25 protein-coding genes, 1 pseudogene and 1 riboswitch are annotated in these 23802 nt (G+C 70.9%); of the genes and pseudogenes, 14 read left to right on the top strand and 12 right to left on the bottom strand.

The features are described from left to right. A riboswitch (glycine riboswitch) is annotated at positions 1 to 95 on the bottom strand. A gap of 49 nt (positions 96 to 144) precedes the next feature. The 6 genes from AC2W7E_RS13835 to AC2W7E_RS13810 are packed head-to-tail and all read right to left on the bottom strand — an operon-like array spanning position 145 to position 5554. Beyond that, positions 145 to 1002 carry an ABC transporter ATP-binding protein gene (locus tag AC2W7E_RS13835; RefSeq protein ID WP_303708283.1) on the bottom strand — a complete coding sequence of 286 codons (858 nt, stop codon included), beginning with the start codon at positions 1000 to 1002 and terminating at the stop codon, positions 145 to 147. Continuing rightward, complete coding sequence (locus AC2W7E_RS13830) at positions 999 to 1853, bottom strand: ABC transporter ATP-binding protein (protein WP_025102934.1); 855 nt, start codon at positions 1851 to 1853, stop codon at positions 999 to 1001. Before AC2W7E_RS13830 ends, AC2W7E_RS13835 begins: the two co-directional genes overlap by 4 nt. Continuing rightward, positions 1850 to 2551: an ABC transporter permease gene (locus AC2W7E_RS13825; RefSeq protein ID WP_485989336.1), complete on the bottom strand. Its 702-nt coding sequence runs from the start codon at positions 2549 to 2551 to the stop codon at positions 1850 to 1852. Before AC2W7E_RS13825 ends, AC2W7E_RS13830 begins: the two co-directional genes overlap by 4 nt. Continuing rightward, positions 2500 to 2829, bottom strand: a complete 330-nt coding sequence (locus tag AC2W7E_RS13820; RefSeq protein WP_485989335.1) for a hypothetical protein — start codon at positions 2827 to 2829, stop codon at positions 2500 to 2502. Before AC2W7E_RS13820 ends, AC2W7E_RS13825 begins: the two co-directional genes overlap by 52 nt. Then, positions 2822 to 3817, bottom strand: coding sequence for an ABC transporter permease (locus tag AC2W7E_RS13815; protein WP_485989334.1), 996 nt, complete (start codon positions 3815 to 3817; stop codon positions 2822 to 2824). The genes AC2W7E_RS13820 and AC2W7E_RS13815 overlap by 8 nt, the downstream gene beginning before the upstream one ends. Before the next feature lie 39 nt (positions 3818 to 3856). Further along, the gene (locus AC2W7E_RS13810; protein ID WP_025102931.1) at positions 3857 to 5554 is read right to left on the bottom strand and encodes an ABC transporter substrate-binding protein; all 1698 of its coding nucleotides are present in this window, start codon (positions 5552 to 5554) and stop codon (positions 3857 to 3859) included. 264 nt (positions 5555 to 5818) lie between these two features. Here AC2W7E_RS13810 and AC2W7E_RS13805 point away from each other — a divergent pair, with 264 nt between their 5' ends. The 7 genes and pseudogenes from AC2W7E_RS13805 (at position 5819) to AC2W7E_RS13775 (ending at position 13149) form a co-directional block, all read left to right on the top strand. Next, positions 5819 to 6535: an NUDIX hydrolase gene (locus tag AC2W7E_RS13805; protein WP_085606599.1), complete on the top strand. Its 717-nt coding sequence runs from the start codon at positions 5819 to 5821 to the stop codon at positions 6533 to 6535. Next, positions 6532 to 7869 carry a quinolinate synthase NadA gene (gene nadA, locus AC2W7E_RS13800; protein WP_485989333.1) on the top strand — a complete coding sequence of 446 codons (1338 nt, stop codon included), beginning with the start codon at positions 6532 to 6534 and terminating at the stop codon, positions 7867 to 7869. The genes AC2W7E_RS13805 and nadA overlap by 4 nt, the downstream gene beginning before the upstream one ends. Then, positions 7866 to 9390: pseudogene (gene nadB, locus AC2W7E_RS13795) on the top strand (L-aspartate oxidase). Before nadA ends, nadB begins: the two are co-directional and overlap by 4 nt. Beyond that, entirely contained in the window at positions 9390 to 10241 is an 852-nt protein-coding gene (nadC, locus tag AC2W7E_RS13790) for a carboxylating nicotinate-nucleotide diphosphorylase (protein ID WP_025102927.1), read from the top strand. The pseudogene nadB and the gene nadC overlap by 1 nt, the downstream one beginning before the upstream one ends. Positions 10242 to 10245: 4 nt before the next feature. Further along, a complete protein-coding gene (locus tag AC2W7E_RS13785; RefSeq protein ID WP_485989332.1) occupies positions 10246 to 11382 on the top strand; it encodes a cysteine desulfurase family protein in 1137 nt (378 codons plus the stop codon). Positions 11383 to 11405: 23 nt separating this feature from the next. Beyond that, positions 11406 to 12353 carry a glycosyltransferase family 2 protein gene (locus AC2W7E_RS13780; protein WP_025102925.1) on the top strand — a complete coding sequence of 316 codons (948 nt, stop codon included), beginning with the start codon at positions 11406 to 11408 and terminating at the stop codon, positions 12351 to 12353. 22 nt (positions 12354 to 12375) lie between these two features. Continuing rightward, on the top strand, positions 12376 to 13149 hold the full coding sequence (locus AC2W7E_RS13775) for an SDR family NAD(P)-dependent oxidoreductase (RefSeq protein WP_085606609.1): 774 nt from the start codon (positions 12376 to 12378) through the stop codon (positions 13147 to 13149). A 12-nt stretch (positions 13150 to 13161) separates the two neighbouring features. Here the strand turns inward: AC2W7E_RS13775 and AC2W7E_RS13770 are convergent, their stop codons facing one another. Beyond that, on the bottom strand, positions 13162 to 15237 hold the full coding sequence (locus AC2W7E_RS13770) for an ABC transporter ATP-binding protein (RefSeq protein ID WP_085606890.1): 2076 nt from the start codon (positions 15235 to 15237) through the stop codon (positions 13162 to 13164). A 165-nt stretch (positions 15238 to 15402) separates the two neighbouring features. On the opposite strand from AC2W7E_RS13770, the gene AC2W7E_RS13765 reads away from it, so the two are divergent. Then, positions 15403 to 16878, top strand: coding sequence for an MDR family MFS transporter (locus tag AC2W7E_RS13765; protein ID WP_485989331.1), 1476 nt, complete (start codon positions 15403 to 15405; stop codon positions 16876 to 16878). Positions 16879 to 16908: 30 nt separating this feature from the next. Here AC2W7E_RS13765 and AC2W7E_RS13760 read toward each other — a convergent pair whose 3' ends face one another. Continuing rightward, on the bottom strand, positions 16909 to 17055 hold the full coding sequence (locus AC2W7E_RS13760; protein WP_164498172.1) for a hypothetical protein: 147 nt from the start codon (positions 17053 to 17055) through the stop codon (positions 16909 to 16911). A 125-nt stretch (positions 17056 to 17180) separates the two neighbouring features. Between AC2W7E_RS13760 and AC2W7E_RS13755 the strand changes: the two genes are divergently transcribed. Next, on the top strand, positions 17181 to 17774 hold the full coding sequence (locus tag AC2W7E_RS13755; protein WP_485989330.1) for a carboxymuconolactone decarboxylase family protein: 594 nt from the start codon (positions 17181 to 17183) through the stop codon (positions 17772 to 17774). Between the two features lie 23 nt (positions 17775 to 17797). After that, positions 17798 to 18382 carry a 1-acyl-sn-glycerol-3-phosphate acyltransferase gene (locus AC2W7E_RS13750; RefSeq protein WP_378870213.1) on the top strand — a complete coding sequence of 195 codons (585 nt, stop codon included), beginning with the start codon at positions 17798 to 17800 and terminating at the stop codon, positions 18380 to 18382. A 4-nt stretch (positions 18383 to 18386) separates the two neighbouring features. On the opposite strand, the gene AC2W7E_RS13745 is transcribed toward AC2W7E_RS13750, so the two are convergent. Continuing rightward, positions 18387 to 18590, bottom strand: a complete 204-nt coding sequence (locus tag AC2W7E_RS13745; RefSeq protein WP_025102919.1) for a hypothetical protein — start codon at positions 18588 to 18590, stop codon at positions 18387 to 18389. An 81-nt stretch (positions 18591 to 18671) separates the two neighbouring features. On the opposite strand from AC2W7E_RS13745, the gene AC2W7E_RS13740 reads away from it, so the two are divergent. Next, positions 18672 to 19217 (top strand): DUF6328 family protein, encoded by a 546-nt coding sequence (locus AC2W7E_RS13740; protein ID WP_085606615.1) that lies wholly within the window; start codon positions 18672 to 18674, stop codon positions 19215 to 19217. 34 nt (positions 19218 to 19251) lie between these two features. On the opposite strand, the gene AC2W7E_RS13735 is transcribed toward AC2W7E_RS13740, so the two are convergent. Further along, complete coding sequence (locus AC2W7E_RS13735; protein WP_085606617.1) at positions 19252 to 19812, bottom strand: Dps family protein; 561 nt, start codon at positions 19810 to 19812, stop codon at positions 19252 to 19254. A gap of 152 nt (positions 19813 to 19964) precedes the next feature. Here AC2W7E_RS13735 and AC2W7E_RS13730 point away from each other — a divergent pair, with 152 nt between their 5' ends. The 3 genes from AC2W7E_RS13730 (at position 19965) to AC2W7E_RS13720 (ending at position 21612) form a co-directional block, all read left to right on the top strand. Beyond that, positions 19965 to 20420, top strand: coding sequence for a GNAT family N-acetyltransferase (locus tag AC2W7E_RS13730; RefSeq protein WP_485989329.1), 456 nt, complete (start codon positions 19965 to 19967; stop codon positions 20418 to 20420). A gap of 108 nt (positions 20421 to 20528) precedes the next feature. Beyond that, entirely contained in the window at positions 20529 to 20828 is a 300-nt protein-coding gene (locus AC2W7E_RS13725) for a Fe-S cluster assembly protein HesB (protein WP_025102915.1), read from the top strand. A gap of 121 nt (positions 20829 to 20949) precedes the next feature. Beyond that, on the top strand, positions 20950 to 21612 hold the full coding sequence (locus AC2W7E_RS13720) for a hypothetical protein (RefSeq protein ID WP_485989328.1): 663 nt from the start codon (positions 20950 to 20952) through the stop codon (positions 21610 to 21612). 15 nt (positions 21613 to 21627) lie between these two features. Here AC2W7E_RS13720 and AC2W7E_RS13715 read toward each other — a convergent pair whose 3' ends face one another. Together AC2W7E_RS13715 and AC2W7E_RS13710 are read right to left on the bottom strand one after the other, a co-directional pair. Then, on the bottom strand, positions 21628 to 22197 hold the full coding sequence (locus AC2W7E_RS13715; protein WP_485989327.1) for an alpha/beta fold hydrolase: 570 nt from the start codon (positions 22195 to 22197) through the stop codon (positions 21628 to 21630). Positions 22198 to 22341: 144 nt separating this feature from the next. After that, a complete protein-coding gene (locus tag AC2W7E_RS13710) occupies positions 22342 to 23739 on the bottom strand; it encodes a M20/M25/M40 family metallo-hydrolase (protein WP_485989326.1) in 1398 nt (465 codons plus the stop codon). Between the last annotated feature and the right edge of the window lie 63 nt (positions 23740 to 23802).

Here is a 23802-nt window from a genome sequence, read left to right as displayed (position 1 = left end):
CGGACCTCCGCGGTACGCGTACCTGAGAGATTGGCGGGGAGGCTTGCTCCTTCGGTGCCCGGCTGCATGCGCCGGGGCTCTCCCGCGTCGGTCGTTCGGCCTGTCTTCGATTGTGGGTTCAGTCTAGCGGTCTCCCCCGCCCGCTCAGGAGCCCAGCGCGAGCTCCGCCCTGACCTCGTCGCGGAGCCTGCCGAGGTTCTCCGGTTCGGGGGCCGCCGCCAGAAGCGTCCTGGTGTACTCGTGCTGCGGGTTCAGGATCACCTCGTCGGCCGATCCCCGCTCCACGACGTCGCCCCGGAAGAGGACCATGATGTCGTCGGAGAAGTGCCGCGCGGTCGCCAGGTCGTGCGTGATGTAGAGGACGCCGAGGTTCTCCTCCCGCTGCAGCTCGGCGAGCAGGTTGAGCACGCCGAGCCGGATCGACACGTCGAGCATCGACACCGGCTCGTCCGCCACGATGAACCGGGCGCCGGGGGCCAGGGCCCGCGCGATCGCCACACGCTGCCGCTGTCCGCCGGAGAGCTCGTGCGGGCGCCGTTCGGCGAAGCTCTCGCCCGGAGTGAGCCGCACGCGCTCCAGCAGCTCGATCGCCCGCGCCCGCACCTCGCGACTGTCGAGCTTGGGGTGGTGCAGCCGGATCGGACGCTCCAGGTGGTGCACGATCGTGTGGAACGGGTTCAGCGAGGCGAACGGGTCCTGGAAGACCATCTGGACGTCCGACCGGTAGCGCTCGAGGGCCGCCCCCCGCGTGCCGGACTCCTCGCCGTCGAGGAGGATGCTGCCCGAGGTCGGCGTCTCCAGCTTCATCAGCATCCGGGCGATGGTGGACTTGCCCGACCCGGACTCGCCGACGAGAGCCGTGGTCCGCCCGGCCTCCAGGGTGAACGACACGTCTTTCACCGCGTGCAGCACGCTCGTGCGGAACCCCGATCGCAGGTGGAAGTCCTTCACGAGGTTCCTCGCCTCGAGGGTGCCGCCGCGCCTCGTCCCGTCCACGCTCATCGGATGACCTCCTGGTTGACGCCGCCGCTGCGGACGAAGTCGCCTCGCTCGCCCGTGAGGGACGGGAAGCTCGACAGCAGGCGCTGGGTGTACTCGTGCTGCGGGTTGCGGTAGATCTCCGCCGCGGTGCCCTGCTCGACGATCCGGCCCTGCAGCATGACAGCGATGCGGTCGCTGATCTCGATGAGCATGGGCAGGTCGTGGGTGATGAAGATGACCGCGAAGCCGAGCTTCTCGCGCAGGCGCATGATCTCCCGGATGATGCCACGCTGCACGACCACGTCGAGCGCCGTGGTGGGCTCGTCCATGATCATGACCTGCGGGTCGAGCGCCAGCGCCATCGCGATCATCATGCGCTGGCGCATACCGCCGGAGAGCTCGTGCGGGAAGCTCGTCAGCCGCCCGGGGTCCACGCCGACGAGCGTGAGCAGCTCCTCGGCGCGCTCCTGCTTGGCCTTCTTCGACATTCCGGGGCGGTGGGTGTCGAAGATGTCGAAGATCTGCGCGCGGACCGAGATGACGGGGTTGAGGGAGTTCATCGCCCCCTGGAAGACCATCGAGATCTTGTCCCAGCGGAAGGCGCGCAGCCCGTCTCCGTCGAGTCCGACGACGTCGATGTCATGGCCGTCGCGATCGTGGAACACGATCTCGCCGTCGGTCATCAGGGCCGGCGCCTTGAGCAGCCGGTTCATCCCGTACGCGAGGGTGGTCTTGCCGCAGCCCGACTCTCCCGCGAGACCGAGGATCTCGCCCCGGTGGAGGGTCAGCGAGACATCCCGGACCGCCTTGACGGGCGGATCGACCTCGTACTCGATCGAGACGTTCCTGGCGGTGAGCACGGCGTCGCTCATGCGGTGACCCCCTTCTCCTTCGCGGCCTTGCGCAGACGACGGGCCGCATCGGGCGCGTTGCGCAGCTTCGGGTTGATGACCTCGTCGATGGCGAAGTTGATCAGCGCGAGTCCCGCGCCGAGGATCGCGATCATGATGCCCGGCGGCACGAACCACCACCAGGCACCGCGGCCGAGGGCCTGACCGGACTGGGCGTCGTTAAGGATCGAGCCCCAGGTGATCGAGGAGTTCGGACCGAGGCCGAGGTACGACAGCCCCGCCTCGCCGAGGATGGCGAAGATGATCGCGAACAGGAACTGCGCGGTCAGCAGCGGGAGCAGGTTCGGCATGATCTCGACGAGGATCACCCGGAGGGACTTCTCCCCCGCCACCTTCGAGGCGTACACGTAGTCACGGGTGCGGAGCGAGCGGGTCTGCAGCCGCAGCACGTACGCCGCGCCGGCCCACGAGGTGATGCCGAGGACGAAGGCCACGAGCTGCCAGCTGCGCTGCGGCACGAAGGAGGCGATCACCATGACCAGCGGCAGTCCGGGGATGACGATCATGACGTTGGTCAGGAGAGCGAGGACGTCCTCCCGCCAGCCGCCGAGGTACCCGGCCAGGACGCCGAAGAGGAGGGACAGCACGATGGCGATGCCGCCGGCCGTCACACCGATGAGCAGCGACCCCTGCGCGCCGACGGCGAGCTGCGCGAACACGTCGTTGCCGAGCTTGGTCTGCCGAGCCAGTGCTCCGCCGACGGCGCGGCGAGGGCGGGGTTGTCGGTGCTGCGCGGGTTCTGCGTGAAGAACGGCGCGATGATCGCGAAGAGCACGATGGCGAGCACGAGCACGGAGCCGACGATGAACTTCGGCGACGTGCTGGGCAGGATCCGGCGGCGCCGGCGCTCCTGACGCTGCGTGGCCAGGGCGACCGTGCCCTCGGGGGCGACGGTGGGAGGCTCCTCCACGAGGAGCGGGTTCTTCGTGTCAGACATTCTGGCGAGCCCTCGGGTCGATGAAGCCATAGACGAGGTCCATGAAGAAGTTGGCGACGAGCACCGTGAGGGTGATCACGAGGAACAGCCCCTGCATCAGCGCGTAGTCGTTGTTGGTGACGGCCTGGAACATGAGCTTGCCGACGCCCGGATAGGTGAACACCTGCTCCATGACGATGGAGCCGGCGACGACGAACCCCAACGTGATCGAGAAGCCCGCGATCGACGGGATGGCCGCGTTGCGCGCGGCGTACGTCGTCATGATGCGTCGCGGCCGGAGTCCCTTCGCCTCGGCGGTGAGGACGTAGTCCTCGGCGAGCGTGGAGACCATCATGTTGCGCATGCCGAACATCCAGCCGCCCACCGAGCTGATCACGATCGTGATCGCCGGGAGGATCGAGTGCGCGACGGCATCCGAGAAGAACGCCCAGGTCGGCTCCGGGCCGTCCGGGAAGTCGAAGACGTCGTAGCCGCCGAAGATGGGGAACCAGCCCAGGCCCACGGCGAAGACGGCGACCAGGATGAGCGCCAGCCAGAAGTACGGGATGGACTGCAGCACGGTGGTCGCGGGGATGAGATGGTCGACCCACGTGCCGCGCTTCCAGCCGGCCCACGCACCGAGCACGACGCCGAGCCCGAACGAGATCACCGTCGCGGTTCCGACGAGCACCAGCGTCCACGGGAGAGCACCCGCGATGAGCTCCGTGACCGGAGTGGGGAACTTCGTCACCGACACGCCCAGATCGCCCTGGAACATGCGCCCCCAGTAGGCGAGGTACTGCTCCCAGAGGGACGAGTCGTCTCCGCCGAGCAGGAGCTTGATGTTGCGGATGGTGGTTTCGGATACCTCTCCGCCGGCCCGCTGCATCTTGGCGATCATGATGTCGGCGGGGTCCCCCGGCATGAGCCGGGGAAGCAGGAAGTTGATGGAGATCGCGGCCCACAGCGTGAACGCGTAGAACCCGATCCTTCGTGCATAGAACTTCATGTCACCTGTCCTGACTTCCTACTTCCCCGACTCATCGACTCAGCCGGCGGGCTTGATCTGCGTCAGCACGTAGCCGGCCGCGATCGCACCCCAGGACGGCGGGAAGGCGTAGAGGTCTTCCTCCGTCGGCCAGCCCGTGTAGTCCTTCGTGTTGTAGAAGGTCTGCGTCGCGTTGATCACGAGCGGGATGTACGGCAGGTCGCGCACGATCTCGGACTGGATCGTGCCGTACAGCTCCTTCTTCTCCGCTTCGTCGTTCGTGCTGATCGCGGACTGGATGGCGGCATCCACCGTCGGGTTGCTGTACCGGCTGAAGTTCCAGCGACCGGCCGGGATCTCCGTGCCGACGGGGCTGGTGGACTCGACCTCGGTGCCGCCGAACCAGTCACGGTAGATCTGGAACGGGTCGGCGACCGACGTGCCGACGACGCCGCCGACGATGAGCTGGAAGTCGCCACCCTGTCGGGCGTCGGAGAACTCCTGCCACTGCACGGTCGACGCGGTCACCTTGATGCCCGCGGCCTCGGCCTGCTCGGCGATGAGCTTCGCGGCGTCGTTGTAGTCGGTCCAGCCGTCGACCGAGATCAGGCTGAGCTCGACCGGAGCGCCGTCCTTCTCGTAGATCCCGGAGGAGCCCTTGGTGTAGCCGGCGGCCTCGAGGATCTCCCCGGCCTCGGCGGCGTCCGCCTCCTGCGGGCTGACCTCGTTGGCCGGGTCGGCGAGCCACTTCTCGTCGCGCGGCAGCAGCGTGTACGCGGGCGAGATGTCGCCGGTCAGGCCGACGAACGCCTTGTCCTTGATGGTGGCGCGGTCGATCGCGACGTTCAGCGCCTGGCGCACCGCGACGTCGGTCTGCGGGCCCGTGCAGCCGAGCTCGGCGTTCGAGCAGGTGTAGAGGACGGTCGGGTCCTGCGGGGTGTTGATCCACTCGATCTTGCCGTTGCCCGTGACGTCGTCCGGGTTCGGGATGAACATGCCGGTCCAGTCGAGCTTGCCGGCGGCGAGCAGGTCCTGCGCGGTCTGGTTGTTGTCGACCGCGATGTACTGGACCTTCTTGACCGCGAGCTCGTCCGCACCGCGGTAGTTCTCGTTCGCGACCAGGGTGTACGACTCGCTCGTGGTCTTGTCCACGACGTACGGACCGGAGCCGACGGGATCTTCGTTCGCGAAGTTCGCGAAGTCGGTGACGTCCTTCCAGATGTGCTCCGGGAGGATGTAGCTCGATCCCATCCGCTGGAACTCGGTCGTGTACTGGGCGGTGGCGTAGGTGAGGACGACGGTCGTGTCGTCGGTCGCCTCGGCCGAGACGAGTCCGTTGCCCTCGGGGTTGTTGGCCTCGTACGTGAAGGAGAAGACGACGTCGTCGGCGGTGAGCGGCTCGCCGTCGCTCCACTTCAGGTCGGGCTTGATCTTCACCGTGATCTGGGTGCCGTCCTCGTTGTACTCGAACGAGTCGCCGATCAGGCCGACGGGCTCGGCGTCCTGCGTCTTGTTGTAGAAGAACAGCGGCTCGTAGATGGGACCGAGCGCACCGTGGAGCACGGTGGGCGCGAACGGGTTGTAGTTCGCGGTGATCGGCGTCTGGCTTCCTGCCCAGACGCGGAGTGCGCGGTCGCCGTCGGCGTTGCCGCCGTCGTCGCCGCCTCCACCGCTGCCGCAGGCCGTCAGGCCCAGGGCGAGGACCGAGGCCCCCGCGACCGCCGTGAGCGCGATCTTGCGCTTTCCGTTACGGATCATTCTTCATTTCCTCTCGGTGCTGCACTGCAGGAGGGATTCTCCGGTTGGAGCCGAACCCCGGGCGGGTTCACGGGAACCCCGGGAGGTGGCCTGCGGCCGCCCTCGAAGGGGTTTGTTAGGACAGTAACCTAACAAACCCACCCCGGGGGGACAAGCCTTCCCGCGGGCAGGAGATAACGTTTCGGACTCGACGTCTTCCCTCGTCATAGGCGCGCACTAAAGGTCTCGATGACACTAAGATCGAATCCGGAGGTTAAGGTACCTATGACTCGAAGTGCGGACATCGGCGTCGCCGTCTCGACGGTCATCCTCACGCTGCGCCGCGGTGACGACGGTCCGCCCGTGCTCGCGCTCCCCCTCGTCCGCCGCACCCGCGAGCCGTTCGCCGAGCGGTGGGCGCTCCCCGGCGGGTGGCTCACCCCCGAGGAGTCGCCGGTCGACGCCGCCGCCCGCACGCTCGCCGAGACGACCGGCCTCGCGCCCACCTACCTCGAACAGCTCTACGCCTTCGGCGCCGTCGACCGCTCCCCCACGCGGGTCGTCTCGATCGTGTACTGGGCGCTGCTGCGTCAGGACGACGTCGAGGCCCAGATCACCGCGCACCGGGCCTCGGGCCGCGCGCCGGAGAACGTGGAGTGGTTCGATGTCGACGATCTGCCGGCGCTCGCCTTCGATCATCACGAGATCATCGAGTACGCGCTGTGGCGCCTGCGGAACAAGGTCGGGTACAGCCGCGTGGCCCAGGGCTTCCTGCCCGCCGAGTTCACGCTCGCCGAGCTCCGGGAGGCCTACGAATCGATCCTGGGGCGCGCACTCGACCCCGCCAACTTCCGGCGGCAGGTCGAGTCCGCCGGCAACCTGACCCGCACCGACCGCTTCCGGACGGGCAGTCACCGCCCGGCCCGCCTGTACCGCGACGACACCGATCTCGAGCTGGCCGACCGCGGTCCGCTCCGCCCGGAGGAAACGAGAACCCGATGAGCACCACCTTCGTCCCGATGCCCGCCGTCCCGTCGTCGGATCCGTCCGTCGACCACGCCATCCAGGCCATCGTCGGCGGGGTCTCCACCGACGCCACCTGCACGACCGACCTCGCCGTCGGCCCCTGGGACTTCGACACACGCCCCGGCTACGGACCCGGCTCCTCCATGGGCGATGTCATCCCCACCGGGGCTCCCCGGCAGGGAGAGCTCCCCGCGGCCTACCGCGAGGCCGGCGAGGCGGAGCTCCACCGACGCATCGAGGCGGCGAAGGCCGCGCTCGGAGATCGCGTGGTGATCCTCGGGCATTTCTATCAGCGCGAGGAGGTCGTGACGCACGCCGACGAGGTGGGCGATTCGTTCCAGCTCGCCACCGCCGCCACGATGCGGCCGGACGCGGAGGCGATCGTCTTCTGCGGCGTGCACTTCATGGCCGAGACCGCCGACCTCCTCTCGCGTCCCGACCAGGCGGTGATCCTGCCGAACCTCGCCGCAGGGTGCTCGATGGCGGATATGGCCGACATCGACCAGGTGGAGGCGTGCTGGGAGCAGCTCGCCGATGTGCTGGGCGACCTCGACACCCCGGACGCCGACGGCCGCGTGCCGGTGATCCCCGTCACCTACATGAACTCCTCGGCGGCGATCAAGGGCTTCGTCGGGCGACACGGCGGCATCGTGTGCACCTCGTCCAACGCCGCCACGGTGCTGGAGTGGGCGTTCGCCCGCGGCCGCCGCGTGCTCTTCTTCCCCGACCAGCACCTCGGCCGGAACACCGCGAAGGCCATGGGGGTGCCCCTCGACCGGATGCCGATGTGGAACCCGCGGCGAGCGCTCGGCGGCTCCACCGCGGAGGAGCTCGTCGACGCGCAGGTGATCCTCTGGCACGGCTTCTGCTCCGTGCACCGGCGCTTCACCGTGGCGCAGATCGACCAGGCCCGCGCGGAGCACCCGGGGGTCCGCGTGATCGTGCACCCGGAGTGCCCGATGGAGGTCGTCGACGCGGCCGACGAGGCCGGGTCCACGGAGTACATCCGCCGCGCCATCGCCGAGGCCACGGAGCCGACGACGTTCGCGGTGGGGACCGAGATCAACCTCGTGCGCCGCCTGGCCGCACAGTACCCGCAGCACCGGATCTTCTGCCTCGACCCGGTCGTGTGCCCGTGCTCCACCATGTACCGCATCCATCCGGGCTACCTCGCGTGGGTCCTGGAGGAGCTGGTGGCCGGACGCACACCAAACCGCATCACGGTCTCCCCCGATATCGCCGATCCGGCTCGCCTCGCGCTCGAGCGGATGCTGGCCGCCAAGCCGCCGGTGGCCGCCGGGGCACGATGAACGTCGTCGTCGTCGGCTCCGGTATCGCCGGGCTCACCGCCGCGCTGCACGCTCACGAGGCCGGGCACACGGTGACCGTCGTGACGAAGGGCGACCTCGGGGGTGGATGCACGCCTCTCGCCCAGGGTGGCGTGGCCGGGAGCTACGGGCCCGGCGACAACGCGGACGCCCATGCCGCCGACACGATCCGCGCCGGAGGGGGTCTGTGCGATCCGGCCGCGGTCGACGCGCTCGTGGCGGACGGCGCGGCCCGGATCGCCGAGCTCCTCGCCCGCGGCGTCGCCTTCGACCGGACTCCGGGCGGCGCTCTCGCCCGCGGGCGCGAGGCGGCGCACACCCATGCCCGCATCCTGCACGCCGGAGGCGACGCCACCGGAGCCGCGATCTCCGCGGCGCTGTGCGCAGCGGTGCGTCGCGCGCCCATCGCCGTCTGCGAGGGGACGATGCTCCTCGACCTCATCCTCGAGGAGGGACGGGTCCGCGGGATCACAGTCCTCCGCGACGAGGACACGGCCGAGATCCGGGGCGACGCCGTGATCCTCGCGACCGGCGGGGCGGGGCAGCTCTACGCGCACACGACGAACCCGGCGGAGACGACCGGCGACGGCATCGCGGCAGCCCTGCGCGCCGGTGCCGCCGTCGCCGACCTGGAGTTCGTGCAGTTCCACCCGACCACGCTTCCCGGCAGCCCGGTCTTCCTCCTCTCCGAAGCCGTCCGCGGCGAGGGCGCAGTGCTCCGCGACCAGGACGGGCGACGGTTCGTGTTCGACAGCCACCCCGACGGGGAGCTCGCGCCGAGGGATGTCGTCGCGCGGGCCATCGCCCGGCAGGCCGCCCGGCAGGGAGCGCCCGTGCAGCTCGATGCAACGGCTCTGGGGGCGGACGCGCTCGCCCGCCGCTTCCCGACCATCGACAGGGTGACGCGCGCTCGCGGTTTCGACTGGTCCACGGAGCCCGTGCCGGTGACCCCCGCCGCGCACTACCTCATGGGCGGCGTCGTCACCGATCGGCACGGACGGAGCACGATCCCGGGCCTGTACGCCGTCGGTGAGACCGCCCGCACCGGGGTGCACGGGGCGAACCGGCTCGCCTCCAACTCGCTCCTCGAAGGGGCCGTGTTCGGGGCCAGGGCCGCCGCCGCGCTGGACGGACCGTGGCCCGCTGCCGTCGACATCACCCCATTTCCGTCACCGACCGACTCGGCGGACGCGGATGTCGCACCGGAGCCTCTCCCCCCCGTTCGACCGCGCCGGGCTGCAGCGGTTGCTGTGGGACGAGGTCGGCCTGCACAGGACCGGATCGGGCCTGCAGCGCGCGCTCCAGATCGTGCGCGGATGGGACGTCGAGACGCCTCCCCCCTCCGACGTCCGCTCGCACGAGGACCGGAACCTGCTGCGGGTCGCCGAGGCCGCCATCCGCGCCGCCCTGGCCCGCCCCGTCTCGGTCGGCGCCCACCACCGCGACGACCACGCCCCCGCCGCACCGACCGCGGCACACGCACCGATCCTGGAGACCGCCTGATGCTCACCCGCGCCACCCTGCACCGCGTCGTCGGAGCCGCGCTGGAGGAGGACGCCCCCTGGGGCGACCTCACCAGCACCACCCTGCTCCCGGCGCAGACGACGGCCACGGCCGACCTCGTCGCCCGCGAGGACGGGGTCTTCAGCGGCGGCGAGGCCTTCGCCACCGCGTTCCTCCTCACCGATCCCGACGTCACGGTCGACCTGCACGTGGGCGACGGCGACGCCTTCACCGCCTCCGACGTGCTGGCCACCGTGACCGGACCGGCGCGCGCGGTCCTCACCGCCGAGCGCGTCGCCCTGAACCTCGTGCAGCGGATGTCGGGCATCGCGACCCTCACCGCCGCCTACGTCCGCGAAGTCGAGGGAACGCGGGCGCGCATCGCCGACACCCGCAAGACCACGCCAGGACTGCGGGCGTTCGAGCGGCACGCCGTGGTGTCCGGCGGCGGCCGGAACCACCGGTACTCCCTCTCCGACGCGGTCATGGCGAAGGACAACCACCTCGCGGTGCTCCAGCGGTCCGGGCTCGACCTCGCGACGGCTCTTCGCGAGGCGCTCTCGCGGCTGCCGCACACGGCCCACGTCGTCGTCGAGGTCGACCGTCTCGACCAGATCCCGGCGGTGCTCGACGGCGGTGCCCACACGGTGCTCCTGGACAACTTCTCCCTCGACGACCTGCGCGCCGGGGTGGCCCTCATCGGCGAGCGCGCCACCGTGGAGGCCTCGGGCGGCGTCGACCTGACCACCGTCCGCGCCATCGCCGAGACCGGGGTGGATGTGATCTCGGTCGGAGCCCTCACGCACTCCGCGCGGGCGCTGGACCTCGGACTTGACCTTCGGATCGACTGAGTCCGTGCTGTACCTCGATCACGCCGCGACCTCGCCGGTACGCCCCGAGGTGAAGGCGGCCATGGAGCCCTACCTCACCGCGGTGTTCGGCAACCCCGCCAGCCACCACACCGCGGGCGAGACGGCGGCGCGGGCGCTGGAGGAGGCCCGCACCAGGGTCGCCCGCGTCTTCGGGGCGCGGGTGGGCGACGTCGTCTTCACCGGCGGCGGCACGGAGGCGAACAACCTCGCCGTGAAGGGGATCACGCTGGCAGCGCTCGCCTCCGGGCGGCGGCGCGTCGTGGTGTCGCCCATCGAGCACGAGTCGATCCGGGAGTCGGCGGCGTACCTCGCGCGGTTCCACGGGGTGACGGTCGCGATGCCCGCGGTGGACGGGACCGGGCGGATCGGGCCGGACGCCCTGGACACGGTGCTCACCGACGACACGGCCGTCGTGTCCGTCGGACACGCGAACAACGAGATCGGCACCGTCCAGGACATCGCCGCGCTCCGCGAGGTCGTCCGCGCCCGCCGCGTGCCCCTCCACGTCGACGCCGTGCAGTCGGCCGGCTGGCTGCCCCTACACGATCTGGATGCCGACGCCGTGTCGGTCGCCGGGCACAAGCTCGGCGCTCCCAAAGGGACCGGGGCGCTCGTCGTCCGCGGACGCCTCCTTCTGGAGCCGCTCCTGCACGGTGGCGGCCAGGAGCGCGGACGGCGGTCCGGCACGGTGGACGTCGCCGGAGCGGTCGGCCTGGCGACGGCGCTCGAGCTCGCGGAGCAGGAGCGCGCGGCCGCTGCGGCCCGAGCGGCAGAGGCCACGGCGCGCTTCATCGCCGAGGTGACCCGGCGGGTGCCCGATGCGACGCTGACCGGGCATCCCGTGCATCGGCTCCCCGCGACGGCGAGCTTCACGATCGCGGGTGTGAGCGGCGAGGCGGTGCTGTTGGAGCTGGAGCGCCGCGGGGTGATCTCGTCCAGCGGCTCCGCCTGCGCGGCCGGCAGCGACGAGCCCTCCCCCGTGCTGCTCGCCTGCGGCATCACCCCGAAGGTCGCCCAGACGGCCGTGCGGTTCACCTTCGGGCGCACGGCGCTCCCGGCGGACGCTCCCGAGCGCCTCGCCGCACTGGTCGCGGAGGCGGTCGCCGCGGTCCGCGGCTGACGGACGGCTCTAGACTCGGCGGAGTGACCGCCCCCACCCCGATCGTGACGCTGATCGTGCCAGGACGCGACATCGCCGCGTTCGCCCCCGCCGCTCTCGACTCCCTCCGCGCGCAGACGGACGAGCGGTGGCGTGCCATCCTCATCGACGACGGCTCCACCGACGACACGGGAGCGATCTTCGCCGACGCCGCCGCGAGGGATGCCCGCTTCACCGTGGTGCGGCATGAGGTCTCCGTCGGGCTCGGCGCCGCGCGCAATGTCGGCCTCGCACGGGTCGACACGCCCTTCACGGGCTTCCTCGACGCGGATGACGAGCTGATGCCGGACGCGCTGGCGACCCTCGTGGGCACGCTCGAGCGCACGGAGAGCGACTTCGCCGCCGGCGCCTACGTGCGGCTGCGTCCCCAGGGGCGAGGATACGTGCCCGGCCGCGTGCAGCCGTGGGTGGCCGCGGCGACCTCTCCGGCCCGCCTCGGCACCACTCTGGCGGAGCACCCGCAGGCCGTGTCGAACATCGTCGCGTGGTCCAAGGTGAGCCGCACGGAGATGTGGTCCGACCTGCGGTTCCCCGAAGGGGTGGCCTACGAGGACCAGGTCGTCGCGCAGACGATGTACACCCGGGCACGCGCCTTCGACGTGCTGCCGGACGTCGTGGTGCGCTGGCGCGTCCGAGCGGACGGCACCTCGATCACCCAGAGCAAGGCGCAGCTCCCCGTGCTCCGCGACTACCTCGCCGCGCTCCGCGGCGGCATCCGCGTGCTGCAGGAGGCGGGCGCACACGCCGCCGTGACCGCCCGGCTCGACCTCATCCTCGCGATGGACGTCGCGCCGCTCCGGGAGATCGCGGACACCCATCCCGATCCCGCCTACGCGGCGGAGGTCTCCGCGTTCCTGGCCGAGCTGCGTGCCCTTCCCGAGTTCGCCGACGCCCGCCCCGACCCCACCCTCGCCGCCGCCCTCGCGTGGTGAGCCCCGCCGGAAGGACCCCCGCATGACCGACTACCTCTCCTCGCTCTTCGCGCTCGACGGCCGCACCGCGGTCGTGACCGGCGGCAGCTCGGGCATCGGCCGCGGCATCGCGACGGCGCTCGCCCGGGCCGGCGCGGCCACGGTGATCGTCGCCCGCGGCGCGGAGCGCATCGCCGAGACCGTCGAGGAGCTGAACGCGCAGGGGTGCCGGGCCGCGGGCGTGGTCGGCGATCTGAGCACGCGCGAAGGCATCCATGCGGTCGCGGAGGCCGCGGCCGTCCCCTTCGGCGAGCCGGACATCCTCGTCAACTCCGCCGGCATCAACATCCGTCCGCCCTACGCCGAGATCACCGAGGCGGATTGGGACGCGACGATGACCGTCAATGCGCTCGCCCCGTTCCTCCTCGGTCAGCGCTGGGCGCAGGGCATGGCCGCGCGCGGGTTCGGGCGACTCATCCACATCAGCTCCCAGCAGGCGCACCGCGCGTTCGTGGGCAGCGGGGTGTACGGCGCCTCCAAGGGCGCGGTCGAGTCGCTCATGCGCTCGGAGGCCGAGGCCTGGGGCGGCACCGGTGTGACGAGCAACTCCCTCGTCCCCGGATTCGTCCTCACACCCCTGAACGCCCGCCTGCAGGAGGATCCCGCGACGATCGCGGCCCTCGCGGCCCGGACGATGATCGGACGCAACGGTCTTCCCGAGGACTTCGCCGCGGCAGCGGTCTTCCTCGCCGGTCCGGGTTCGGCCTACGTCACCGGCCAGTCGCTGTTCATCGACGGCGGACTCTCCGTGCACTGACCCTCGCGGTCGTCACCCGTCGGTCGGGCGCGGCCGGGCGTCGGTGCTCGATGCCGTCGGCAGCGGGACGCCCGTCGTCAGCGCCACGACGGCATCGGCGGCGGCGGAATCCTCCGGCTCGCGATCCGCACGGCGCGCGGCGAGGCCGGCCTCGACGCCCTCCTCGACACCGCCCCGGATCGCCGCCTCCTCCTCGGCCTCCGCTTCGATCTCCGCGTCGAGCACGCGCGACGCGGCCACCTGCTGCGCCGCCAGCTCGGCGTAGAGGCCGCCCTGCGCGAGCAGCTCGGCGTGGGTGCCGGATTCCACGATGCGCCCGGCCTCCAGCACATGGATGACGTCCGCCCCCATGACCGTCGACAGGCGGTGCGCGATCGACAGGGTCGTGCGCCCCTTGGCCGCCTCGTCGAGGGCCTCCTGCACCACGCGCTCGGACACGGTGTCCAGGGCGGAGGTCGCCTCGTCGAGCAGGAGCACCGGCGGGTCCTTCAGCAGCACACGGGCGATCGCGATGCGCTGCTTCTCGCCACCGGAGAGCCGGTACCCGCGCTCCCCCACGACCGTGTCGTAGCCCTTCTCGAAGCCCGCGATGATGTGGTGGATGTTGGCCGCGGTGCAGGCGGCGACCAGCTCCTCGTCCGTCGCGTCGGGCTTCGCGTAGCGGAGGTTCTCCCGGATGGTCGCGTGGAACAGGTAGGTCTCCTGAGAGACGATGCCCACGTCGTCGATGATCGACTCCTGCGTGAGGGTGCGCACGTCGGCCCCCGCGAACAGCACCGCGCCGCCCTTGGCCTCGTACAGGCGCGGTGCGAGGTACAGGATCGTCGTCTTGCCCGCGCCGGAGGGGCCGACGAAGGCGACGTGCTGCCCGGGCTCGGCCACGAAGGAGACCCCGTGCAGGGTGGGACGCGAGTCGGCCGCGGCATCCGGATACCGGAACACGACGTCCTGGAACTCGATGCGTCCACGCGGCCCGGGGGCCTGGGCCACGGCGATCGCATCGGGGGCGTCGGTGATCTCGGGCACGAGGTCCAGGTACTCGAAGATGCGGGCGAACAGCGCCGACGAGGTCTGCAGATCGAGCGAGACCCGCATGAGACCCATGAGCGGCATGAGCAGCCGCGCCTGGACCGTCGTGAAGGCCACGATCGTCCCCGCGGTGATCGCTCCCGTGCCGCCCGCGATGAGGTATCCGGAGACGAGGTAGATGACGGCGGGGACGCTCGCCATGATGACCTGGACGACCGCGAAGAAGCCCTGACCGCTCATGGCCCGCCGCACCTGGAGGCGCACCTGGTTGCGGTTCTCCTGCTGATAGCGCTCGGACTCGGTGCGCTGGCGGTTGAACGCCTTGGACAGCAGCATGCCCGAGACGCTCAGGGTCTCCTGGGTGATGGAGGTCAGCTCGGACAGCGACTCCTGGGTCTCCCCCGCGATGCGGGCGCGCACCTGTCCCACGCGTCGCTGCACGAGCACGAGGAACGGCATGAGCACGACGGCGATGAGGGTGAGGCGCCAGTCGATGAGGATCATCGCTACGAGTGAGGCGATCACCGTGACCGCGTTGCCGAGGATGCTGGTGACCGTGTTCGTCAGCACGCCCGAGACGCCGCCGACGTCGTTCTGCAGCCGGGACTGGATCACGCCGGTCTTCGTGCGGGTGAAGAAGCCGAGCTCCATGGCCTGCAGGTGCTCGAACAGCCGCACCCGGAGATCGCCCGTGACGCTGTTGCCGACCGTGGCCGTGAGCCAGGTCTGTGCGACGCCGAGGACCGCCGAGAAGAGGAAGAGGCCGACCATCGCGCCGACGAGCACGCCGAGCAGCGAGAGGTGGGGGCCGCCGCCGTCGACGGGGAACAGCGCGTCGTCGAAGATGCGCTGCACGAGGAGCGGCGGGATGACCGCGATGCCCGCGCCGAGCACCACGAGGACACCGGTGAAGAGGATGCGCCACCGGTAGGCGCTGAACAGGGCGACGACCCGGGTGCCGAGTCCGTCGATCTTCGGAGCCTCCGCGTTGAGCCGACGCTGGGCGTCCTCGTCCACGCCGCGGAAACCGCCCCGCGGACCACCGCCCATCCCGCCCATGCTCATGGCGCCAGCGTACTCACCCCCCAGGACACCGGCTCCGCTGTCTCGGCGTTCAGCGATATCCCAGATTTCGGAATGAAATGTCCGTCCGACCCGTTACGCTGAATGACTCTCGCGAACTCTCGCACCTTCCTCTTCTCTCCGATGCCCTGGAGGCCGCCCATGTCTGCCGTCGATACCGGCTCCATCACGACGCCCCCCGCATCGAGCGGGGGCATCCCCCGCAAGGACATGCGGGTCATCTGGCTGCTGCTCGTCGCCGCCTTCGTCGCCATCCTCAACGAGACGACGATGGGCATCGCGATCCCGCACCTGAACACCGATCTCGGCATCCCGCCCGAGCTCGGGCAGTGGCTGACGAGCGCGTTCATGCTCACCATGGCGGTGGTCATCCCGACCACCGGCTTCATCCTGCAGCGCTTCACGACGCGACAGGTCTTCATCGCCGCGATGACGGCCTTCTCGCTCGGCACGCTCGTGGCGCTCGTCGCGCCCGGGTTCTCCGTGCTGCTCGTGGGTCGCGTGATCCAGGCCGCCGGCACCGGCATCATGATGCCGCTGCTGATGACGACGATCATGAACGTCGTGCCCGCGCAGTCGCGCGGCCGCATGATGGGTCGCGTCGGCCTCGTCATCTCGCTCGCGCCCGCCATCGGCCCGACGCTCGCGGGCGCCGTGCTCGACGCGTTCAACTGGCGCGCGCTGTTCGCGATCGTGCTGCCCATCGCCCTGATCTCGCTCGGCATGGGGGCGAAGTGGATGACGAACCTCGGCGAGACCCGCAAGGCTCCGCTCGACCTGCTGTCCATCCCGCTCGCGGCGCTCGGCTTCGGTGGCATCGTCTTCGGCCTCAGCCAGTTCGGCGGCGAAGGCGGTGCGGGCGGCACGACCGGCGTCATCGCCCTGGTCGTCGGCGCCGTCTCGCTCGCCCTCTTCGTCTGGCGCCAGCTCGTGCTGCAGCGGGTGGACGATGCGCTGCTCGACCTGCGCGTGTTCCGTTCGGCGAACTTCTCGCTGGCCGTCATCATCATGACGATCCTGGCGCTGTCGATGTTCGGCACGCTCACGCTGCTGCCGCAGTACCTGCAGAACGTCGCCGGACTCAGCGCTCTGGAGTCGGGCCTCATCCTGCTCCCCGGTTCGGTGCTGATGGGCCTCCTCGGGCCGATCATGGGTCGCGTGTACGACGCGAAGGGCACCCGGCCGCTGCTCATCCCCGGGACGATCCTCGTCTCGGCGTCGCTCTTCTTCTACTCGACGGTCGGCGAGCACACCGTGTGGTGGCTGCTGATCATCGTGCAGGCGGCCATGTCGGTCGGCCTCGCGATGTCGTTCACGCCCCTCTTCTCCTCGTCGCTGGGGTCGCTGCACCGTTCGCTGTACTCGCACGGCTCGGCCGTGCTGAACACGCTGCAGCAGGTCGGCGGCGCGGCCGGCGTCGCGCTGCTCACGGTCACGTACTCGGCCATCCTGCACGCCGGCGAGGACGAGGGCCTGTCGCGGGCGGTGGCGGGTGCCCCCGGTGCGCGGACGGCGTTCCTCATCGCGGCGATCATCTCGCTCGCCGCGGTCGCGCTCAGCCCGCTGGTGCGCAAGCCCGCCGATGACATCGGCGACGCGGCGCACGGCGGTCACTGACCGCGCAGAGACACCGACGGCGTCTGCTGCTCACCGCTCCTTCGGGGCGGGGATGTGGCAGACGCCGTTGCTGCAGTAGCCGGCGGCACCGCCGTCGAGCAGCTCGATCGCACCCGGCAGCGGCTGCAGCCCGAGCGGCGCGTCCTGCCCGGTGCTCTCCTGCTTCGATTCGGTCATCCCTCGATCGTACGCCTGCCAGGAGCACCGGGCGCCGCACGCTCTTCTCTGGGAGCCGACAGCGGCGTATCGTTCCCGGCGAGGGGTGCACGCCCTCGCCGCGCGCCCGGAGCCGAGGAGGCGCCATGATCATCCACCCGCCCGAACGGGCCACCGCGACCGGACATGTCGCGGCGATGTACGAGAGCGACCTCGCCGACGACGGGATCGTGTTCGCACACACCCGGGCCATGGCCGTGAACCCCGAAGCCCACGCCGCCTTCGAGGCGCTCGTCCGCGCGGTCGTCCCGTCGATCGGCGTGGGGGTCTACGAAGCCGCGACCCTCGGTGCGGCGCGGGCCCTCGGTTCCGCGCACTGTCTGCTCGCCCACGGCCGCCGCTCCCTCCGCGCGAGAGTCGTCGACGAGGCGGGACTCGCCGCCTTCGCCGCCGGAGACGACCGCGGTTTCACGGAGCAGGAGCAGGTCGTGATCCGCTTCGCCGCACGCCTGTCGACGGCTCCGTCGGCGATGACCGATGCGGACACGCAGGAGCTGCGCGAGGCGGGCTTCAGCGACCGGCAGATCGTGGACATCACCCTGGCGGCGGCGGCGCGCAACTACTTCAGCAGGGCACTGCTCGCGCTGGCCGTCCCCGTCGAGGAGGTCTCCGGGCTGGACCCCGCTCTCGCCGCGGCGCTCACGCACGCCTCCGCGGCCGAGCCGCCAGGTGATCGATAGGCCGCTCCCCTTAATCTGGACGGATGCTCCGACGATTCCTCGCCCGCGTGTACTGGGCCGTCAGCCGGTGGACCCTCGTCGCCGACGCCGCCCCCACGCGGCCGACCGTCCTGATCGGCGCCCCGCACACCTCGAACTGGGACTTCGTGCTCATGCTCGCGATCGCCTGGCAGCTGGGCATCGAGGTGCACTGGCTGGGCAAGAAGAGCCTGTTCCGCGGCTGGCGCGGCCCGATCATGCGCGGCCTCGGCGGCATCGCCGTCGACCGGGCGGATCCGGCACGCATCGTCGGCGAGGTCGTGGACCAAGTGCACGCCGGGACCGTGTTCGGCCTCGTCGTCACCCCCGACGGCACCCGTGGCGGCAACGAGTACTGGAAGAGCGGCTTCTACCGGATCGCGCGTGCCACCGGCATGCCGGTCACCCTCGGCTTCGTCGACCGCCACACGATGACGACCGGCCTCGGGCCGACGATCGACCTCACGGGAGACGTGGCCGCCGACATGGACCGGATCCGCGCGTTCTACGCCGACAAGCACGGCGTGCGTCCGGAGCGCCGCACGGAGCCGCGGCTGCGCGAGGAGACGGCCGAGCGGCCGGAGGGCTGACGCCTCACTCCTCCGCCGGCGCGTGGTCTCGGGCGTACGCGAGGTCGTCGTCGGACAGCGACTCGATCATCCCGACCACCGCTCCGGTGATCTCCCTGATCTCCTCGCGGACGTCCTCATCGAGGTGCCGCGAGCCGCTGCCGATGACCGCTCGGCGCGCCTCGTCGGACAGCTCGGGCCACCATTCGTCGATCGGGGGCAGCGTCATCCGGGGTCCTTTCCTGAGGCGTCTCCGCCGGGCCGCGCAAGGTCCTGGACAGCGGCGGATCGTGCCCACGAGACTATCGCCATGAGAGCAGAACCCCGTGGCGCCGCGGACGAGCGCGACGACCGCGACGACGGCCGCGACGAGACCCCGAACGAGCGCGCGGACCGCAACTGGGAGGAGCTGCTGCAGGAGCTGCGGGTCATGCAGACCGGCACCCAGATCCTCACCGGATTCCTCCTGGCGGTGGCCTTCCAGCCGCGCTTCACCGACATGGACGAGTTCCAGCGCGATTTGTACGTCGTCCTCGTGGCCCTCGCCGCTCTCGCGACGATCCTCGCCCTCGCCCCCGTCGGCATCCACCGGGCCCTGTTCGGCAGCCGGCTGAAGCCCGAGCTCGTCCGGACGGCGGCGCGGCTGGTGAAGATCGACCTGTTCGTGATCGGTGCCCTCACGATCGGCGTCACGACCCTCATCATCGACTTCACGGTCAGCCGGACCGCCGGGATCATCGCGCTCGTCGCGTCCCTCGTGCTCGTGGTCGGACTGTGGATGGCGCTGCCCGGCCTGCTGCGGCGCGCCCGAGCGCGGGCGCGATCACATGACGGACCGCCGCCCCCGTCGGCGTGAGCGCGACGAGGGCGGCGGTCGGACAGCGGGTCGATCAGCGACCGGCGGGACTGCGGTTCTCCGCGCTCACCATCCAGGCGAACTGCTCCAGCCGCTCGATGACGGCGTGCAGCAGATCGGCGGACGTCGGGTCCTCCTCGTCGACGGCGTCGTGCACGTCGCGCATCGTCCCGACCGCGGCCTCGAGGCGCGCGGTCACGAGGTCGATGGTCTCCGTCGTGGACACCTCGCCGGTCGGGAACTCCGGCAGCGTGGTCGTCTTCGCGATCGTGGCGCTGCGGCCGTCGGGGACGGCGTGCAGCGCGCGCATGCGCTCCGCGATGGTGTCGCTGAACGTCCGGGCGTCCTCGATGATCTCGTCGAGCTGCCGGTGGGTGTCGCGGAAGTTCCGTCCGACGACGTTCCAATGCGCCTGCTTGCCCTGCAGCGAGAGCTCGAGCAGATCGACGAGCACGGCCTGCAGGTTCGCCGCGAGGGTCGGGGATGCCGTGAACCCCTTCTCCGCGTTCTGCTGGCGCGTGGTCTTGACGCCGGCCTTCGCCGCCCCGTCCTTGCTGCGGGAGCTGCTGGTCTTCTTGGACTTCGTGTCTGCCATGGTGTGACCTCCTGCCGTCAAGGTAACCCCGCCACGCGGCCGATTCGAGGGGGTTGACACCCACCGGGCGCACCCCCGAACGTGAGGGAGGCGACACGGCCATCACGAGAGGCGGAACAGTGGGAACAGCAGCACAGGAGGATCGACCCGAGGTGGTCATCGCCCCTCTGACCGCGGCGGATGCCGGCGAGGTGCTCACGATCCAACGGGCGGCCTTCGTGTCGGAGGCGGCGATCTACGGGAGCGTCGACATGCCGCCGTTGACCCAGACGCTCGCCGAGATGGAGGCCGAGCTCACGTCGGAGCGCAGCCTGGGTGCCCGGATCGACGGCCGCCTGGTCGGAGCCATCCGGTTCGTCGAGGACGACAACCTGCTCCTGATCGGACGGATCGCGATCGCCCCCGACATGCAGGGCGAGGGCATCGGCCGGAAGCTCCTCGAGGCGGCGGAGCAGGCCTCCGACGCCCGCGAGTCCGAGCTCTTCACCGGAAGCCTCAGCGAGGCGAACATCCGGCTGTACGAGTCCTGCGGATACGAGGAGCGCGAACGGGTGCCGCAGGGCGACGGCACCGCCCAGGTCTTCCTCCGCAAGCGGCTGCGAGGTTAAGGGCATCGCCCCCGTCGGCGCAAGGGGGTCGAGGGGATCCGGGGCGATGGGGAATCGTAGCCGGGACATGTCGCGACCGCGTCATGCCCCAACCGGAAAGGAGAGCTCGTGCTCACCCTCACCGACAACGCCACCGCCATCGTGTCGACCCTTGTGAGTCGACAGAACGACGCGCCGGCCGCCGGGCTGCGCATCCACACCGCCGATGCGCAGGACGATTCGGGCGCGGCCCGGCTCGCCGTCGCCGTGACCGCCGACCCGGAGCCCGCCGATCAGGTCGTCGAGCTGTCGGGCACGCGCCTGTTCCTCGACGAGGCCGCCGCCTCCGCGCTCGACGACAAGGTCCTCGACGCGGGCGTGGACGACGAGGGCTCCGTGTCCTTCGCCGTGCTCCCTCAGGTCGCCTGAGACCTCAGACTTCGGACGCCGCGGCCGCCCCGGCCGCGGCGTCCGTCCGTCTCCGAGCACGCTCTGATAACGAGGTCCGCGCCTTCGGGGCACCCGGCCGCAAACGCTCTAGCATCGGAGCATGCGACGACCTGCTTCTCTTCTTCTCGCCCTTGCCGCCACCGCGCTCGCGGTGACGGCCTGTGCTCCCGCGAACTCGGCCGAGCCGTCCGCGTCTTCTCGTCCCTCGGAGACCACCAGCGCATCGCCGACGCCGACGGAGACCACGTCCGCGCAGATCGTGGTGACGCTGGACGGTCTGACGGTCACCGGCGCGGAAGACCGGAGCGCCGATTACACGGACGCCGCCGCCCTTCTCGAGCTCCTCCAGGAGGTCACCGGCCAGCTTCCCGAGCCGGAGAGCGTGGAGATCTTCCCCGGCGAGGCCTCCACGCTGGAGGCGTACGACTGGGAGGGCCTGCGCGTCCTGGCCGACAGCACCGGCGAGGCCCCGGCGAGCGTCTCCGTCACCGCGGCCGAGGTGGCGGGCCTCCCCGTCGTCACCGAGGACGGATTCCGCGTCGGCAGCACCCGCGCCGAGCTCCGCGCCGCCGATGCCTGGGCGCTGACGGATGCGGAGGACCCGGAGACGGCGAGCGAACTCGGGCTCGGCGGCCGCGAGGTGCCGGACACCGAGTCCCTGACCCGCCCGGGCTCCACCGGGATCATCTACACGATGTTCGTGCTCGACGGCGACACCGTCACGCAGATCATGGTCCCCGCGAACGACTTCAGCGACCTCTGACCCGCGGCGTCACCCTCAGTCCCAGTCCAGGTACTCCTCGAGCACGACGGCCGTCTCGATGGGGTGCGTCATCGGGAAGAGGTGATCCCCGCCCTCGACGACCTTGATGCTGGCGCGCTCCGGAGCCGTGGCGCGCAGGCTCTCGGCGTTCGCGGGCGGGGTGACCTCGTCGGCCGTCCCCTGGATCAGCAGCACCGGGATCACCGGGGCGAGGGGCGTCTCCACGTCTTCCACGCCGAGGAGTGCGAGACCGTTCACGCGCTCCGGATGAGCCAGCGCGAATGACCGTGCGATCGTGCCGCCGAAGCCGTGTCCGCCGATCCACGTGTCGCCGAGGCCGAGGTGGTCGATGACGGCGAGCGCGTCCGCGACGCGGTCGTCGATCGAGACGTCGGCGTCATCCGCGCGATGGCCGATCCGCACCACGTGGAATCCGGCCTCCTCGGCGAGGTAGTGACCGACCACTCCGAGCACGTCGGCGGCCAGGCCGCGCTCCTGGATGAGCACGAGCTTGACCGGCCCGTCACCCTCGTCGACGAAGGGGATGGCGCGGCCCTCGGGCTCGAAGGTCTGGGTGTCGGTCATCGGCGTCGTTCTCCTCAAGCCGTCGGTGTCAGGTTCGCAGGCGTCGTCCGCGCCGGGCTCCTGCGACCGGGCACCGGGCGGTGGCGCCTGCGTCCAGCGTAGCCCGCCGGGGGACGAGCCTCCTCCTCGCATCCCCCGGCGGAGTCATGAGGCGGCGGCGAGCTCACGCCACAGATGCGCGAGCGTCGCGGCGCCGCGGACGAGCATGCGCAGATCGATGCTCTCGTCGCTCGCATGCCAGTGGTCTTCGGGCAGCCCTGTACCGAGGAAGATCACCGGGGCGGCGAGTTCCCGGGACAGCAACTCCGCCGGACCTCCCCCGGCGTTCCCCATCCGCCCCTGCACCGCGTGGCCGTAGCCGCGGGCGAGGGCGCGCTCCAGGGCGTCGCGCATCGGCCCGGGCGGGGAGGCGTACGGTTCCTGCGCGATGTCCTCGTCGACCTCCAAGCGATACGTCGCCTCCGAAGGCATGACATCGGCGACGAAGGCGCGGAGCAGGTCGGCGACGTCGTGATTGCGCTGGCCGGTCACGGTCCGGATGCTCAGCGACGCCATGGCCTCCCGGGGGATGACGGAACGCTCGATGCCCTCGGGGTCTCCGGCGAGCAGCGAGATCACCTCGATGGCCGGACGCACCCAGAGGCGCTCCTTCGGCGTGAAGCCCTCCTCCCCGACGATGACCCTGGTCTCGGTGCGCCGCGCCCAGTCATCCGGGTCGAACGGCACCGCCTCCAGCTCCGCCGCACGCTCCTCGCTGAGCGGCGGCACGTCGTCGTAGAAGCCGGGGATCGCGATGCTCCCGTCTTCGGCGTGCAGCTGCGCGAGCACGCGGGACAACACCAGCGCGGGGTTCACCGTCACGCCCGACGCGGCACCGCTGTGCACGTCCCGGTCAGGGCCCTGCACCGTGAGGGTCGCCGTGAGCGTCCCGCGCATGGTGGTGACCGGGGCCGGGGAATCGACCTCCCACTGGAGGGTGTCCGAGAACACCACGAGGTCGCACGCGAACCGTGCGGGGTCTCCCTCCAGCAGCCCCTGGAGGTGAGGCGAACCGATCTCCTCTTCGCCGTCGATGAGCAGCTTGAGGTGCACCCCCGCATCAGGTCCGTCCGCGGCGGCGAGCGCGCGCTGGGCCCAGACGTGCGCGAGCGCCTGGCCTTTCGCGTCCGACGCACCGCGACCGTAGAGCCGCCCGTCGCGGAGCACCGGAGTGAAAGGCGCCGTCTCGCTCCACTCCTCCGGCTTGGCGTGGCGGACGTCGTGGTGTGTGTAGACGAGGACCGTCGGCGCTCCCGGCGCGCCCGACCGCTCGGCGAACACGGTGACCGCGTCCCCCGCCGGCAGCAGCGTCGTCGTGAAGCCGGCATCGCGTAGCTCTCCGGCGATCCAGTGAGCAGACCGCACACCGTCCATGCGACGCTCGGCGTCCGCGGACACGGAGGGGATCCCGACCCAGGCCGACAGACGCTCGACCATCTCGTCGACGTGGGACCCGAGGAAGGCGCCGATCGCATCCTGCGCTGCCGCCGTCTCCTCCGTCATGGAGGACAGCCTGCCCGGAGGACCGGTTCTCCGGACGGGACTTGACGCCGTCGCTGCGCACCC

This window comes from Microbacterium sp. CFSPD4_SD4, from assembly GCF_057364585.1.
The sequence above is the reverse complement of the archived record's forward strand: the minus strand, read 5'-3'. Positions and strand labels throughout refer to the sequence as shown.

What these genes read in the sequence shown, in the direction of transcription:
- AC2W7E_RS13835 (WP_303708283.1), bottom strand. Translation starts at nt 1,002, where the DNA reads ATGAGCGTGGACGGGACGAGGCGCGGCGGCACCCTCGAGGCGAGGAAC.
- AC2W7E_RS13830 (WP_025102934.1), bottom strand. Translation starts at nt 1,853, where the DNA reads ATGAGCGACGCCGTGCTCACCGCCAGGAACGTCTCGATCGAGTACGAG.
- AC2W7E_RS13820 (WP_485989335.1), bottom strand. Translation starts at nt 2,829, where the DNA reads ATGTCTGACACGAAGAACCCGCTCCTCGTGGAGGAGCCTCCCACCGTC.
- AC2W7E_RS13815 (WP_485989334.1), bottom strand. Translation starts at nt 3,817, where the DNA reads ATGAAGTTCTATGCACGAAGGATCGGGTTCTACGCGTTCACGCTGTGG.
- AC2W7E_RS13810 (WP_025102931.1), bottom strand. Translation starts at nt 5,554, where the DNA reads ATGATCCGTAACGGAAAGCGCAAGATCGCGCTCACGGCGGTCGCGGGG.
- AC2W7E_RS13805 (WP_085606599.1), top strand. Translation starts at nt 5,819, where the DNA reads ATGACTCGAAGTGCGGACATCGGCGTCGCCGTCTCGACGGTCATCCTC.
- nadA (WP_485989333.1), top strand. Translation starts at nt 6,532, where the DNA reads ATGAGCACCACCTTCGTCCCGATGCCCGCCGTCCCGTCGTCGGATCCG.
- nadC (WP_025102927.1), top strand. Translation starts at nt 9,390, where the DNA reads ATGCTCACCCGCGCCACCCTGCACCGCGTCGTCGGAGCCGCGCTGGAG.
- AC2W7E_RS13775 (WP_085606609.1), top strand. Translation starts at nt 12,376, where the DNA reads ATGACCGACTACCTCTCCTCGCTCTTCGCGCTCGACGGCCGCACCGCG.
- AC2W7E_RS13770 (WP_085606890.1), bottom strand. Translation starts at nt 15,237, where the DNA reads ATGGGCGGGATGGGCGGTGGTCCGCGGGGCGGTTTCCGCGGCGTGGAC.
- AC2W7E_RS13765 (WP_485989331.1), top strand. Translation starts at nt 15,403, where the DNA reads ATGTCTGCCGTCGATACCGGCTCCATCACGACGCCCCCCGCATCGAGC.
- AC2W7E_RS13760 (WP_164498172.1), bottom strand. Translation starts at nt 17,055, where the DNA reads ATGACCGAATCGAAGCAGGAGAGCACCGGGCAGGACGCGCCGCTCGGG.
- AC2W7E_RS13755 (WP_485989330.1), top strand. Translation starts at nt 17,181, where the DNA reads ATGATCATCCACCCGCCCGAACGGGCCACCGCGACCGGACATGTCGCG.
- AC2W7E_RS13750 (WP_378870213.1), top strand. Translation starts at nt 17,798, where the DNA reads ATGCTCCGACGATTCCTCGCCCGCGTGTACTGGGCCGTCAGCCGGTGG.
- AC2W7E_RS13745 (WP_025102919.1), bottom strand. Translation starts at nt 18,590, where the DNA reads ATGACGCTGCCCCCGATCGACGAATGGTGGCCCGAGCTGTCCGACGAG.
- AC2W7E_RS13740 (WP_085606615.1), top strand. Translation starts at nt 18,672, where the DNA reads ATGAGAGCAGAACCCCGTGGCGCCGCGGACGAGCGCGACGACCGCGAC.
- AC2W7E_RS13735 (WP_085606617.1), bottom strand. Translation starts at nt 19,812, where the DNA reads ATGGCAGACACGAAGTCCAAGAAGACCAGCAGCTCCCGCAGCAAGGAC.
- AC2W7E_RS13720 (WP_485989328.1), top strand. Translation starts at nt 20,950, where the DNA reads ATGCGACGACCTGCTTCTCTTCTTCTCGCCCTTGCCGCCACCGCGCTC.
- AC2W7E_RS13715 (WP_485989327.1), bottom strand. Translation starts at nt 22,197, where the DNA reads ATGACCGACACCCAGACCTTCGAGCCCGAGGGCCGCGCCATCCCCTTC.
- AC2W7E_RS13710 (WP_485989326.1), bottom strand. Translation starts at nt 23,739, where the DNA reads ATGACGGAGGAGACGGCGGCAGCGCAGGATGCGATCGGCGCCTTCCTC.